The following is a 13,707-nucleotide window of genomic DNA, read 5'->3' as shown; positions in this document are numbered from 1 at the left end:
ACTTGTCGGTAGGTTCTGTGACAAGTCCGTAAATTCAATACTAAATCAGATGATTTATCATTTATCATTTAACAAAATTGATATCTTTAAAAGAGATACCGCGTTTTCAGCCCATACTTGAAGCCAATCAGGTATGAGCGGGCGCAAGCATAACATGATTTTGGGAGATCCGATGAGTAAAGAGCTGAATGAACTTCTCAATCTGTTACAGCTCGAACAGATTGAGCAGGGATTATTCCGTGGCCAAAGTGAGCATTTAGGCTTACCACAGGTATATGGTGGCCAAGTTCTCGGGCAAGCTCTGTCCGCCGCCAAAGAAACGGTCGAAGAGGATCGCCAGGTACATTCTTTCCACAGTTACTTCCTGCGCCCGGGCGATCCGCACAAACCTATTATTTATGATGTGGAAACCCTGCGCGATGGCGTTAGCTTCAGCACCCGCCGCGTAAAAGCGATTCAGTATGGCCGCCCGATTTTCTATATCACCGCGTCTTACCAAATCGAGGAAGAAGGATTCAGCCACCAGGCCGAGATGCCGCAGGTTCCTTCTTTTGACACCCTGAAATCGGAACGGGAACTGGTGCACGAGATTGCGCACCTGCTGCCGAAAGCGGCTCTGGATACATTTGGCCGTGAGCGCCCGATTGAAGTTCGTCCGGCCAACGTCATCAATCCGCTGGATCCGAAACCAACCGAGGCCAAACAATATCTATGGATTAAAGCTAACGGAGAAATGCCGGACGACCCACGTATTCACCAGTACTTGCTGGCTTATGCCTCTGACTGGGGATTTTTGGTCACCGCTTTGCAACCGCATGGCGTAACGTTATTTTCTCCGCGCATGAAAGTGGCCACCATTGACCATTCCATGTGGTATCACCGTCCGTTTCGCATGGATGAGTGGTTGCTTTACGCGATTGAAAGTCCGTCGGCCAGTGGTGCCCGCGGCTTTGTCCGTGGTGAGATCTTCAACCAGAAAGGGGAACTGGTCGCTTCCGCAGTACAGGAAGGCTTGATGCGCCACACCGGCAAATCGTGATCCTGGCATAACCCCCACAAGGCGTAGTCAGTCAGGTAGACCACGCAATATGAGAGCGTCAACATACAGAAACGGCGCAAAAACAAAAGAAGAAGAATAAAGAAAAGGCGGCTCACAAGCCGCCTTACGTTTTTCAGTTGCTATCAATAGTTAATTCCACCCATCGCATATGCTTGCGATTCCGGCAAAAGCGCTTATGCGCCCATTCGGGTCTCGGCACAACTGTCCTGACTTTCCGCTTCCAATTGCTGCAAGTGCTCGCCGGCCTGCTGCAACTGATACATTTGCCAGTAATGACCTTGCTGCATTAGCAGATCTCGGTGGGTGCCGCGCTCTGTCACATGGCCATGACTCAGCACCAGGATTTCATCAGCCTCCATGATGGTCGACAACCGGTGGGCAATCACCACGATACTCATGTCCTGACGCAGCTTATCCAGAGCCTGCTGAATATGCTGCTCCGTACCGGAGTCAATATTGGCGGTCGCCTCATCCAGAATCAGGATTTTCGGCTTAGCCACCAGCACCCGAGCCAGCGCCAGCAACTGTTTCTGACCAGCCGATAAACTGGCCCCACCGCTGCCAAGAATGGTATCCAGCCCCTCGCTGTACTGACGCACCTGCTCCGCCAGACCGACCTGCTCAAGGGCTCCCCAGAGTTGCTCATCGGCTGTTTGTCCTTCAAGAAGCGTCAGGGTTCGTCCCAGTGTGATATTCTCGCGAACGCTATCACTCAGGATATGCGGATCCTGTTGCACCATCGCAATTCCCTCACGCAGTACCGCGTGAGACAAACTGTCCAATGGCCGTTCATCCAGCAGCACCTGCCCCTGCGTTGCCGGGTAAAATCCCATCATTAGCGATGCCAGCGTACTCTTACCGCTTCCGGTATGCCCGACCAGAGCCAGAAAGCCGCGATGAGGCAAGGTCACCTGGATATTCTCCAGCACGTTCTGCTTGCCGTCGTAACTGAATGTCAGATCCTGACAAGTTAATACACCACTACGAAGAGCGTTCTCATCCTTCCCATACTGCTGCTGCGGAGCATCAATGAATCCGAAGATCCGCTCACTGGCGACCAGCGCCTGCTGCAACAAAGACAGCTGTTGAGTCAGTTCGATCAGCGGCTCGGTCACCCGTCCTAGATAACTGATGAAAGCATACAAGACCCCCACCCCGATCAGCTCCACCCCACTGACGCCGAACACGGCCACCAGAGAAATCAATGCCACCCCGGAGAGAAAGTCGATCAGCGGACGCAGCAAAAAGCCATTGAGTTTAGTCACACCGATCTGCGCATCCAGATGTTGCTCGGTCAGTTCAGAGAACTGCTGATAAAACGCTTTTTCCTGGCGCATCAACTGAACCAGACTCATCCCCTGAATGGTTTCGCTCATCGCGGCATTGATATCAGTCAGCAGATCCCGCATCCGGCGATACGCCGCGGCGCTTTTCCGCTGGTACAGCACCATGATGCCAACCACAATCGGCAACAGGATCAGCACCACCACGGTCAGTCGCCAGCTAATCATACTCATGACCACAACCATGACAGACACCAGCGCCACGTTCTTCATCACAGTGCCAATAACATGGACATAAAAATCTTTGATCGATTCCGTGTCATTGGTGATCCGTGAGATCAACTTACCGGACGGCATGTAATCAAATGCCGCAAGCGGCTGGTTGAGGATCCGGCCAAACAGCTGCTTGCGGATCGTCTGCACCACGCCAATTGCAATCTGGTTAAAACGCATGGCTTGCTGGTAACGGAACCAGGCGGTGGCGATATTCAGCACCACATAGGTCACAGCCAGCAGGACGACCTCCTTAACCGGGAAGTCATCTCTCGCGATGTTGTTATCAATGAAATGCTGGATTAACCAAGGGCCTGACACATCGGCTATCGTGGCAGCCAGCAGCAGACCCATGGCCACTCCCAGCTTTTTTTTGTCTGCCAGCGCGTAGCTTAGCAAGCGCCGGATAATACGCGTATTTGTTGCCTGATCTGCCATTACGCCTCCTCAATGGCCTGCTCTAGTTTCTGGTAGCGATACATTTCGGCATACCAGTTCTCTTCCTTGATTAAGGAGGAATGCGTCCCCTGCTCGGCAACCCTGCCCTGCTGTAACACCAGAATCATGTCGGCCTCTTCCAGCGCCGTCAGGCGGTGGGCAATCACAATGACCGTTTTACCGCGCTGCTGGCGTAAATTGGTCAGGATTCGATGCTCGGTTTTGCCATCGACCGCAGACAGGGCATCATCAAGGATCAAAATCTCGGCATCGAGCAACAGCGCCCGAGCGATGGCGATCCGTTGCTTCTGACCACCAGACAGGGTGATCCCCTTTTCCCCCACCAGCGTCTGATACCCTTCCGGAAACTGCATGATGTCGCTGTCGATACACGCCGCTTCCGCCGCCGCCCGAATTTGTGCCATCGAAGCCTCCGGCCGACCCAATGCGATATTATCTGCAATCGAGCGCGAGAACAGGAACGGAGTCTGGCTAACCACAGCAAACCGGCTGCGCCACTGATCAAGATTGGCTTCGCGCAGGGCAACGTCGCCATAATGAATCGTGCCATCGGTCAGCTCCTGCTGACGCAGTAACAAGGCAAGCAACGTCGATTTACCACTGCCAATCGGCCCTGCCAGCCCCAGCATCTTGCCGCTTTCCAAGGTGAATGACACATCCGCCAACGCAGGTTGTTTTTGCTCCGGCCAGTAAAATTGCGAGATCGCCACCTGCAGAGGTTGCCGTTGTTTAGTCAGTTGCTGCTCACCGCTGACTATCTCCGGATGCTGATCAAACAGCTGCTTCAGACGGTTCCAGGCGGCGGAGCCGCGCTCCAGAATATTGAACAGCCAGGCCATTGCCAGCATCGGCCAGATCATCAGTCCCTGATACAGGGTAAAGGCCGTTAAATCGCCGAGTGACAACCGGTCGTGGTGAACCATGTAAGCACCGCCGGCGATGCTGAGGAAGAAAGACATCCCAATCGCCAGCTGGATCACCGGGTCAAACTTGGCATCCACCCGTGCGACGCCGAGGTTTTTATCCCCGACAAAATCTGTCACGGCCGCAAAGTCTGCCTGCTGACGTTTCTCCAGGCCAAATGCCCGAATCATTCGCACCCCATTCAGACTTTCCTGCGTTTTGTCCATCAGATCCGAAAAAGCGGCCTGAGACGCTGAAAAGCGGCTGTGCAACTGACGTCCGAGAAAGAACACCGCTATCGCCATCAGAGGCATAGGTGCCAGTGCCAGCAAGGTTAGCTCCCAGCTCAGCATCGTGGTCATGACGAACAACACCGCGATGCCGGTGATCAGGGAATCCGCCGCGGTCAGCACCCCTTCCCCGGCGGTCATTACTACGGCGTTGACGTCATTGGTTGAACGGGCCATCAGGTCCCCGGTTTTATGACGTTCAAAAAACACCGGAGGGTGAAAAGAGAAATGTTTATACAGGCGATTGCGCAGCACGGTGCCCATCTCTGCAGCCGCACCAAACAGCCAGACCCGCCAGATGATGCGCAAAAAATACACAAAAAACCAAATCGCGACCAAACCACCCAGCCAGCCAAACATGACGGTCAGGCTCATTTCTCCGGCCACCACGTCATCGACAATCCAACCGATCGCCCGGGGCGGTAACAGCTCAAACAAAGAAACCAGGATCAGAATACCGATAGCGCCGCCGTAACGGCGCCATTGCTGGCGGAAATACCATCTCAGCTGCCAGAAAACCTGCATAGTCCCTCCACAGAAACAGGCAATGCCTTCATTTATGATGAATCAAAGTTGGTCAGAGCAGCAATTGCCCTGTAAGACAAACTCAGAAGACGAGATACGCATCCATGCACTGCGTAAAGAAGGGCCGACGAAGAAAGCCGGCACACTGTAAGAAAACACAATGAGAACAGAATTATTATCTGAGAAAACGGATATAATTCAACCAACTAGAGTGCTGTTTATAAAAAACCCTGCGATTGGCTGCAATCTTATAGAAAACAGGGCGAATATGCTTTTTTGTACAGGGGATTAAAGCGGCAAAGCAGTCGTATATTTCAACGGCTCCATCGCAAATGTCGAGGTCACTTTGGTCAGCCCCTCAATACTGTTTACCAGCTTCTTGTAAAACTGATCAAACGCGGCCATATCAGCCACCTGCACCTTCATCAGATAATCGTAATCACCGGCCATACGGTAGAACTCGGTCACTTCAGGAAATTCCGTAACCGTCTCTACAAAACAGTGATACCACTCCCTGGAATGGTTACTGGTTTTGATTTGCACGAACGCGGTGAAGGACAAGCCGAGCTTGGCCGGATCCAGCAGAGCAACCCGCTGCCGCAATACGCCGTTTTCCTCCAGCCTGCGCAGCCGTTTCCAGCAAGGAGTCGTGGTCAGATTCACAGCTTCTGCCAGTTCCGCCAGTGATAATGTGCTGTCATCTTGCAGCATTCGGAGCAAGGTACGATCGATTTCATCCAGAGAAGGTAATACTTTACTCATAAAAATAAGTTAGATAGAAAAATTTTCTCTTTGATAGCATTTTTAGAGTAAATATAGCAAAGAATTTTTCCTGTTTTGGGATTAGATTATGACTATATCAATTGCAGTAGACCCGCGTAGTCAGAAGGATTCCCCCATGCGTAACGATGCCCAATGGATCAGCACCGCCATCCGTAAAATTGAAGCGGATTTTCAGCGCTCGGCTGATACCCACCTCATTAAACTGGAACTGCCTGTTCTGGAAGGCATTGATATTTACCTGAAAGATGAAAGCACGCATCCGACCGGCAGTTTGAAACACCGTCTGGCACGCTCGCTGTTCCTGTACGCGCTGTGCAATGGCTGGATTGGCAAAGATACGCCAATCATTGAGTCATCTTCCGGTAGCACAGCCGTTTCTGAGGCATATTTTGCCCGCCTGCTGGGCCTACCTTTTATTGCAGTGGTGCCACGCCGTACTGCCCGTAAGAAAATTGAGCAGATCGAGTTTTACGGCGGTAAAGCGCATTTCGTCGACAATCCTTGCGAGATTTACGATGAATCACGCCGCCTGGCTGAGGAGCTGAACGGCCATTACATGGATCAGTTCACTTATGCCGAACGTGCCACTGACTGGCGCGGGAACAACAATATCGCCAACAGTATTTTTGAGCAGATGAAACTGGAAGAGCACCCGGTGCCAAGCTGGATTGTGATGAGCCCGGGGACCGGCGGTACTTCGGCGACCATTGGCCGTTACCTGCGCTACCAGAAACAACCGACTCAACTGTGTGTGGTGGATCCGGAAAACTCGGTTTTCCATCAGTATTACCGGACTCGTGATCTGTCCCTGAAAGGCACCACTGGCAGCCGCATTGAAGGTATCGGGCGCCCTCGGGTGGAACCGAGCTTTATTCCGGATGTGGTGGATGAAATGCGCACTATTCCGGATGCCGCCAGTATTGCTACCGTACACTGGCTGGAGAAACTGCTGGGTCGTAAAGCCGGTGCCTCTACCGGCACAAACCTGTACGGGGTATTGCAGCTGGCGTGCGAAATGAAAGCACGGGGCGAAACCGGCTCGATCGTGACCTTGCTGTGTGACAGTGGTGAACGCTACCTTGATACCTACTTCAACAGCGAGTGGGTCCGGGAACATATCGGTGACATCTCAGGCTATCTGGCGCAGCTGGAGCAATTTGAACAGACCGGTCAGCTGATTTAAATCCACGGCCACTGCATTCGCACCATCGCTGACATGCGATAAACCTCACTCAAAAGTCAGCCCCTGCGGCTGACTTTTTGTTATCAAACGGCACGGTTTGCCAGCACCTTACCGGTTTCTTTCCTCTTTCCTCAAGCCAGCCTCTACGGTAGCATGGCGATGCCAATAGAGAACCTGCTGTTGGTCTATCTTGTTGATAGCACCTACCGACTGTTTTTCGGTAAGAATCTGAAATAGGAAATAGACATGCGCAAAGCCGTAGTTGTATTTAGTGGCGGTCAAGATTCCACGACCTGCCTGATCCAGGCCATGGCCCAATACGATGAAGTCCACTGCCTGACCTTTGATTATGGTCAGCGCCATAAACTGGAAATTGAAGTGGCAGAATCTGTCTGCCGTGAGCTGGGTGTCACCGCCCACAAAGTGATGGATGTCGGCTTGCTGAATGAGCTGGCGATCAGTTCACTGACACGCGATAACATTCCAGTCTCTCATGAACTGCAGGCCAACGGACTGCCAAACTCGTTTGTACCGGGCCGCAATATCCTGTTTCTGACGCTGGCAGGCATTTATGCTTACCAAATCGGCGCCGAAGCAGTAATCACCGGGGTGTGTGAAACCGATTTTTCCGGTTACCCGGACTGCCGTGATGAGTTTGTGAAATCCCTTAACCAGTCTCTGGTGCTGGGTATGGATCGTCCGTTGCGCATCGAAACGCCGCTGATGTGGCTGAATAAAGCTGAAACCTGGGCGCTGGCCGACCAGTACAGCCAACTGAATTTTGTACGTGAGAAAACCCTGACCTGCTACAACGGCATTATTGGTGATGGCTGCGGCCAGTGCCCGTCATGCGATCTGCGTAAAGCCGGTCTTGATGAGTACCAGACTAACCAGGCAGCCATTATGGCCGAGTTGGAACGCAAGCAGAGTTCGGGTCAGGCCTAAAACCGGCCGGACGGGCATAAAATGCCTTCCCCGGTGAAAAAAGCGATCAAACGCGCTCCTTTCACCACCGAATCAAATAAAAAAACCGAAGCCAGTGCTTCGGTTTTTTTATTGCGTAAACCAGACCAATTAGTCGCGGTAAAGCGAGAAATCGTCTTTACAGGCCAGCAGTTCATCACGGGTCATCATGAACACACCGTGGCCGCCGTTTTCAAATTCGATCCAGGTAAACGGAATATGCGGGTACTGCTCTTCCATATGGATCATGGAATTACCTACTTCACAAATCAGAATACCGTCATCTTTCAGGTAATCCGGCGCATTTGCCAGAATACGACGCACCAGTTTCAGGCCGTCAGTACCGGCCGCCAGACCCAGCTCCGGTTCATGACGGAATTCTTCCGGCAGGTTATCCATGTCTTCCTGATCCACGTAAGGTGGGTTCGTCACGATCAGGTCGTATTTGTCTTTTGGTACATCACGCAGCAGATCCGAACGAAGTGGGATTACTTGCTGCTCCAGGCCGTGATCCTGAATGTTTTGTTCTGCCACCGCCAGCGCGTCAGTTGAAATATCAACAATATCAACTTCCGCTTCCGGGAACATGTGCGCACAGGCAATACCAATACAGCCGGAACCGGTGCACAGGTCCATAATGCGGGTCGGACGTTCTTTCAGGAACGGTTCGAAGTGGTTTTCGATCAGTTCACCGATTGGCGAACGCGGCACCAGCACACGCTCATCCACGAAGAACTCCATGCCGCAGAACCAGGCTTTGTTCGTCAGGTAAGCGACCGGTGTCCGCTCGTTAATACGGCGGATCACACGCTCAACAATACGGTGACGTTCACTGCTTGTCAGGCGGGAAAAGCGGACTTCCGACGGAATATCCAGTGGCAGGTAAAGCGTAGGCAGCACCAGCTGCACCGCTTCATCCCAGGCGTTATCGGTACCATGACCGTAAAAAAGACCAGCAGCATTGAAACGGCTGACCGTCCAACGTAGCATGTCCTGCAATGTGTGTAATTCGTTGACGGCTTCGTCGACAAAAATCTTATCCAAAATAGCCTCCGAATGGCGCTACAATACCGCTATAAAGTTGTTGGAAATTCAGTATGAGCAAAAAAGATTTTAACCTGGATGACGATTTTGCACTCTTCCAGGAAGCGGTTAAGGGCGTAAAAAAGATATCAAATGATACCATAATCGCGCCACGCCGACAGATCACAAAGTCGGATACGCCGAAAGTCTCTACAAAAGAAGCACAAAATCACGAATTTTATTTTTCCGATGAGTTCGAACCGCACCTGAATGAAAACGGGCCGACCCATTATGCCCGTACAGGGGTGTCTAAATACGAAGTCAAAAAACTCCGCCGCGGCGTCTATGTTCCGGACATGTACCTTGATATGCATGGCATGACACAGCGGGAAGCCAAACGCGAACTTGCTGCCATGATAGCTGCGTGTCTGAAAGAAGACATCACCTGCTGTTGCGTGATGCACGGGATTGGCAAACACATTTTGAAACAAAAAACGCCACTTTGGCTCGCCCAGCATCCCGATGTTCTGGCATTTCATCAGGCCCCGCTGGAATTTGGGGGCGATGGTGCCCTGCTGGTCCTGCTGGATATTCCGGAAAAATAGCCCTCTTCTGCCTTTGCTCAGCAGGATTTCGCCGCCAAGGAGCCACAAGGTAAGGTTTGCCCCTTGCCTTGCCCTCATCTCTCCTATCCATATTAAGCATGACGGGCTATTAAACGCTCCAAGCCCACAAAATATTGGTTAGGTAAGTGTAGCGCGGTTAATAGGTGTAACTCGTTAATAAGTGTAGCGCGCCATGGCTCCGACGTTCGCCACTTTGCCTTCCACAATCAACACCACTTCCCCGTTATCACAAATCTGCATTCGGGTTTTCATCGCCTGCTCACTGTAATAATGCTCGCAGTTACCGTTTCGGGCGCTGTCAATCCGGGAAAAAATGGCAATGCCTTCGGAACGGAACAGGCTCGGTGGGGCGGCAAAGGTCAGACTGCTGCCTGACGCTGAAATGTGCATTTCTTCGGTCACACCATTGGCCCATTTAATGGCGCCATTTGCGTGAATCCCCGGCCCCGAGGACGTGTTAGCACAACCTGCTAACAACACAGTCCCCAAAATCAAAGATGGTTTTATTTTCATGGTGGTTTGTAATCAGGAAATGATGGCTCTAATAGAAAGAGCTATCGGCATCCGGCTGAAAAACTTGAGGAAAATAACCGGATACCGACTGAGCCATTAACCTTCAGGGTTGGCTTGCCACAAAAACTCACCAGCATCGGTTTCCGGCAGAAAATCGATCGCGATGATTGAGGAGGTAATAAACATTGGCGGCTGCATGCCGGCCACCAGCTCTGCGGTCAGGTAGCCCACTAATGGCAGGTGAGACACCAGCAATACTGTCTCCGGCTGCTCAATTGTGATCATGGCTTTGAGGTAGGCGGCCACATGCTCAGCGTCACCGTACGGCGTGATTTCCTCCACGTCCATCAAACGTTTCGGCTCAGGCAACGCTGATGCCATCGCCTGCCAGGTCTGCTGCGCACGCAGGTACGGGCTGACCCAGACCAGATCCAGGCCAGTTGTCAGCTGAGGCGCAAGCTGTTCAGCCATTTGCGCTGACAGTCGCTCACCACGTTCGGTCAGCGACCGCTCGGCGTCAGACGAAGCGAATGTCTCCGCTTCCCCGTGACGCATGATATAAATTCGCATAATTCTTCCATTAGTACGGTCGATTCCCGGCAGTGGCGACACTCCCCGGCACTTTAATTGTCATTACTGGTGGCTCTGTGGAATCGATCAATCAGGCTTCTTATCCGGTCCCGGGGCACTGTCCGCCTGTGCTGACACTCGCTCCGGTTACCTGCGACTATGCTAGCAAGAACCCCTCAGCGAAAACAGACATTCTCATCACAGCATGAGCGATACGTGATCTCGGTTATCCCCGCGTCCACAAGAAGTCTGGAAACCCAGAGAACCCCGTATAACCCCAGTGCAACTAAGCTTTTGTTTCTTCACCCATTAACCTGGGATTCATTTGCCAGCACCTCTATTGAGCGTCATAATTACTTTACTTCCCCTCAGAAAAATAGGCGCTCCCCGTGCACACAAGTCCCAATGACCCTAAGCAGTATCGCTATCTCACCTTACCGAATTCGCTGAAGGTGTTACTGGTACATGATGAAGAAGCCCCACGTTCTGCTGCTGCCTTGTCTGTGAAAGTCGGTCATTTTGACGATCCCCTGGATCGCCAGGGCATGGCACATTTTCTTGAGCACATGCTGTTTCTCGGTACCGAGAAATACCCGCGTGTCGGTGAGTTTCAGACCTTTATTAACCAGAGCGGCGGCAGCAACAATGCCTGGACCGGGACAGAAAACACCACCTATTTTTTTGAAGTCAGCCCCCATGCTTTTTCTGAAGGACTGGATCGCTTCGGGCAGTTTTTTACCGCGCCGCTGTTTAATGAAGATGCCGTCGATAAAGAACGTAATGCCGTCGATTCTGAGTACAAGCTCAAGCTGCGTGACGATGTTCGCCGCCTGTATCAGGTGCATAAAGAAACCGTGAATCCGTCCCACCCGTTCGCCAAATTTTCGGTCGGGGACATCACCACACTTGAAGACCGCCAGAACAAGCCGGTCCGAACGGAGCTGATGAAGTTTTATCAGCAACATTACTCTGCCAATCTGATGGGGCTGGTGCTGCTGGGCCCGCAATCTCTGGATGAGCTGGCATCTTTTGCCCACACCTATTTCAGTGACATCCCCAATAACGGCCGACAAAAAACACCGATCCCGGTGCCACTGGTGACCGACAACGAAAGTCGCCAGTTCATTGCCATTGAACCGCTGAAGGAAGTCCGCAAACTGACCCTGTCCTTTGCGTTGCCATCGGTTGACGGCTATTACCGCCAGAAGCCGCTCTCCTACATTGCTCACCTGCTGGGAAATGAAGGCACCGGCAGCCTGATGTCCGTACTGAAAAAAAGCGGCCTGATTAACACCCTCGCGGCGGGCGGAGGAGTCAGCGGCAGTAACTTCCGCGAATTTACCATTAGCCTGAACCTGACCCCACACGGGATGGAGCATGTGGACGATATCGTGACGGCAGTGTTTCAGTACATCAACCTGATCCGCGAACGCGGGCTGGATGAATGGCGTTATCAGGAAAAACGGGCGGTGCTGGAGATGGCGTTCCGCTATCAGGAAAAAAGCCGTCCGCTCGATACCGCCAGCTACCTGGTGATGAACCTGCTGCACTACGCCCCGGAAGATATCATCTACGGCGATTACATGATGGCGGAATACGCACCGGCTTTGATTCAGGAGCTGCTGGACTTCCTGACCCCGGACAACATGCGGCTGGTGCTGGTTGCTCAGGGCCTGGAGTATGACCGGGTAGCCCAGTGGTACCACACCCCGTACAGCGTCACACCGTTTACCGACAAGCAACTGGCACAATGGCGTGAGCCCGACACGGATCCATCGATGCAGTTACCGGAAGCCAACCCGTTCCTGAGTGAACGTTTCGATCCGCATGCCCTGCAGCCGGGTGCCGACAAGCCGCCACAACTGATTCAGGAACTGCCGGGCTTTCGTCTGTGGTACAAGCAGGAACACGAGTTTCGCGTGCCGAAAGGGATTGTCTATGTCGCCATTGACAGTCCGCATGCGGTCAGCTCATCCCGCAACATTGTCAAAACCCGCCTGTGCGTAGAAATGTTGCTCGATGCCATCAATGAAACGGCCTATCCGGCTGAAATTGCTGGAATGTCTTACAACCTGTATGCCCATCAGGGCGGCGTCACGCTGCAATTATCCGGCTTTAGCGAAAAGCAACCGCTGCTATTGAAGCTGATGCTGGATCGCTTCGCCAACCGGGAGTTCAACCAGGATCGCTTCAATAACATCAAGGCACAGATGCTGCGTAACTGGCGCAATGCCGCACAGGATAAGCCGATCTCTCAGCTGTTCAATGATCTGACCGGCCTGCTGCAGCCACACAACCCACCTTATCCGGTGCTGATTGAAGCGCTGGAAACCATTACGGTGGATGAGCTGCCGGCGTTTGTGGAAGCCATGTTTGCCGAGCTGCACATTGATACCTTCATTTACGGCGACTGGCTGGAGTCCGATGCGCTGGCACTGGCCGAGATCCTGAAAGATGCATTCCGGGTGACCGATCAACTTTATGGCGAATCTCAGCGTCCGCTGGTCAGACTGGGCAACTGCGGCACCCTACGCAAAGAGGTTCAGTGTGACCATGCCGATTCGGCGCTGCTGATGTATTACCAGTCCCGCCAGACGAATCCGCGCAAAATTGCGATTTATACCCTGGCCAATCATCTGATGTCGTCAACCTTCTTCCATGAACTGCGCACCCGCCAGCAACTGGGTTATATGGTTGGCACCGCCAATCTGCCGCTTAATCGTCATCCGGGACTGATTCTGTATATCCAATCCCCTGTCGCGGCACCCACGCAGTTGCTCGAAGCCATCGATGAGTTTACCAATGCGTTTGCCCTGGTGCTGCTGGAACTCAATGAAGCGCAGTGGCAGGCATCGAAGCAGGGGCTGATTGCCCAGATTTCTGAACCTGATACCAATCTGCGAGCCCGTGCCCAGCGCTTTTGGGTCAGCATCGGCAATAAAGATGAAGCTTTTAACCAGCGGCAAAAAGTGGCACAGGAGTTGAGCAAGCTTACCCGCGCGGATATGGTGCGCTTCATTGTGGAAGTGGTGAAACCACGGACTGCAAACCGAATTGTCATGCACAGCCAGGGCCAGGCTCACAGTAACCTGGAACCGATGTTGATTGGCAAACCCATTGATTCTGTTGAGAAGTTCCAGAAGAAAGCCCGCTAAACCGCGTTTCCTGCGCCAGCCATCGCCCTTTCCGGCATCAGAACCGGGAAGGGCTTTTTATTTGCATCCATTTGATATTGATAGCTTTTGTTAGTTTT

At 52.5% G+C, this 13,707-nt stretch carries 11 protein-coding genes; 5 read left to right on the top strand and 6 right to left on the bottom strand.

Annotation, left to right across the window (positions count from 1 at the left end; translation table 11 throughout):
- The first annotated feature begins 172 nt into the window (after window positions 1-172).
- Entirely contained in the window at window positions 173-1,039 is an 867-nt protein-coding gene (gene tesB / locus FH974_RS04275) for an acyl-CoA thioesterase II (RefSeq protein WP_047887354.1), read from the top strand.
- A gap of 194 nt (window positions 1,040-1,233) precedes the next feature.
- On the opposite strand, the gene FH974_RS04270 is transcribed toward tesB, so the two are convergent.
- The 3 genes from FH974_RS04270 to FH974_RS04260 form a co-directional block, all read right to left on the bottom strand.
- On the bottom strand, window positions 1,234-3,054 hold the full coding sequence (locus tag FH974_RS04270) for a SmdB family multidrug efflux ABC transporter permease/ATP-binding protein (protein ID WP_047887355.1): 1,821 nt from the start codon (window positions 3,052-3,054) through the stop codon (window positions 1,234-1,236).
- Window positions 3,054-4,793: an ABC transporter transmembrane domain-containing protein gene (locus tag FH974_RS04265; RefSeq protein WP_047887356.1), complete on the bottom strand. Its 1,740-nt coding sequence runs from the start codon at window positions 4,791-4,793 to the stop codon at window positions 3,054-3,056. The genes FH974_RS04270 and FH974_RS04265 overlap by 1 nt, the downstream gene beginning before the upstream one ends.
- Before the next feature lie 288 nt (window positions 4,794-5,081).
- Entirely contained in the window at window positions 5,082-5,555 is a 474-nt protein-coding gene (locus tag FH974_RS04260) for an Lrp/AsnC family transcriptional regulator (RefSeq protein ID WP_207103500.1), read from the bottom strand.
- Window positions 5,556-5,691: 136 nt separating this feature from the next.
- Between FH974_RS04260 and FH974_RS04255 the strand changes: the two genes are divergently transcribed.
- On the top strand, window positions 5,692-6,759 hold the full coding sequence (locus FH974_RS04255; protein WP_047887358.1) for a PLP-dependent cysteine synthase family protein: 1,068 nt from the start codon (window positions 5,692-5,694) through the stop codon (window positions 6,757-6,759).
- A 246-nt stretch (window positions 6,760-7,005) separates the two neighbouring features.
- Window positions 7,006-7,704: a 7-cyano-7-deazaguanine synthase QueC gene (gene queC / locus FH974_RS04250; protein ID WP_047887359.1), complete on the top strand. Its 699-nt coding sequence runs from the start codon at window positions 7,006-7,008 to the stop codon at window positions 7,702-7,704.
- A gap of 129 nt (window positions 7,705-7,833) precedes the next feature.
- Here the strand turns inward: queC and prmB are convergent, their stop codons facing one another.
- Window positions 7,834-8,766: a 50S ribosomal protein L3 N(5)-glutamine methyltransferase gene (gene prmB, locus FH974_RS04245; RefSeq protein WP_047887360.1), complete on the bottom strand. Its 933-nt coding sequence runs from the start codon at window positions 8,764-8,766 to the stop codon at window positions 7,834-7,836.
- Window positions 8,767-8,819: 53 nt separating this feature from the next.
- Here prmB and smrB point away from each other — a divergent pair, with 53 nt between their 5' ends.
- A complete protein-coding gene (gene smrB, locus FH974_RS04240; RefSeq protein ID WP_047887361.1) occupies window positions 8,820-9,350 on the top strand; it encodes an endonuclease SmrB in 531 nt (176 codons plus the stop codon).
- 174 nt (window positions 9,351-9,524) lie between these two features.
- Here the strand turns inward: smrB and FH974_RS04235 are convergent, their stop codons facing one another.
- Window positions 9,525-9,884 (bottom strand): hypothetical protein, encoded by a 360-nt coding sequence (locus tag FH974_RS04235; protein ID WP_047887362.1) that lies wholly within the window; start codon window positions 9,882-9,884, stop codon window positions 9,525-9,527.
- A 96-nt stretch (window positions 9,885-9,980) separates the two neighbouring features.
- A complete protein-coding gene (gene sixA / locus FH974_RS04230; protein WP_047887363.1) occupies window positions 9,981-10,454 on the bottom strand; it encodes a phosphohistidine phosphatase SixA in 474 nt (157 codons plus the stop codon).
- Between the two features lie 389 nt (window positions 10,455-10,843).
- Here sixA and FH974_RS04225 point away from each other — a divergent pair, with 389 nt between their 5' ends.
- Window positions 10,844-13,609 carry an insulinase family protein gene (locus FH974_RS04225; RefSeq protein WP_047887364.1) on the top strand — a complete coding sequence of 922 codons (2,766 nt, stop codon included), beginning with the start codon at window positions 10,844-10,846 and terminating at the stop codon, window positions 13,607-13,609.
- Window positions 13,610-13,707 lie beyond the last annotated feature (98 nt).

It is taken from the genome of Photobacterium ganghwense (genome assembly GCF_017329545.1).
Taxonomy (GTDB): Bacteria; Pseudomonadota; Gammaproteobacteria; order Enterobacterales; family Vibrionaceae; genus Photobacterium; species Photobacterium ganghwense.
The sequence above is the reverse complement of the archived record's forward strand: the minus strand, read 5'-3'. Positions and strand labels throughout refer to the sequence as shown.

What these genes read in the sequence shown, in the direction of transcription:
- FH974_RS04270 (WP_047887355.1), bottom strand. Translation starts at nt 3,054, where the DNA reads ATGGCAGATCAGGCAACAAATACGCGTATTATCCGGCGCTTGCTAAGC.
- sixA (WP_047887363.1), bottom strand. Translation starts at nt 10,454, where the DNA reads ATGCGAATTTATATCATGCGTCACGGGGAAGCGGAGACATTCGCTTCG.
- queC (WP_047887359.1), top strand. Translation starts at nt 7,006, where the DNA reads ATGCGCAAAGCCGTAGTTGTATTTAGTGGCGGTCAAGATTCCACGACC.
- FH974_RS04260 (WP_207103500.1), bottom strand. Translation starts at nt 5,555, where the DNA reads ATGAGTAAAGTATTACCTTCTCTGGATGAAATCGATCGTACCTTGCTC.
- smrB (WP_047887361.1), top strand. Translation starts at nt 8,820, where the DNA reads ATGAGCAAAAAAGATTTTAACCTGGATGACGATTTTGCACTCTTCCAG.
- FH974_RS04255 (WP_047887358.1), top strand. Translation starts at nt 5,692, where the DNA reads ATGCGTAACGATGCCCAATGGATCAGCACCGCCATCCGTAAAATTGAA.
- FH974_RS04265 (WP_047887356.1), bottom strand. Translation starts at nt 4,793, where the DNA reads ATGCAGGTTTTCTGGCAGCTGAGATGGTATTTCCGCCAGCAATGGCGC.
- FH974_RS04235 (WP_047887362.1), bottom strand. Translation starts at nt 9,884, where the DNA reads ATGAAAATAAAACCATCTTTGATTTTGGGGACTGTGTTGTTAGCAGGT.
- tesB (WP_047887354.1), top strand. Translation starts at nt 173, where the DNA reads ATGAGTAAAGAGCTGAATGAACTTCTCAATCTGTTACAGCTCGAACAG.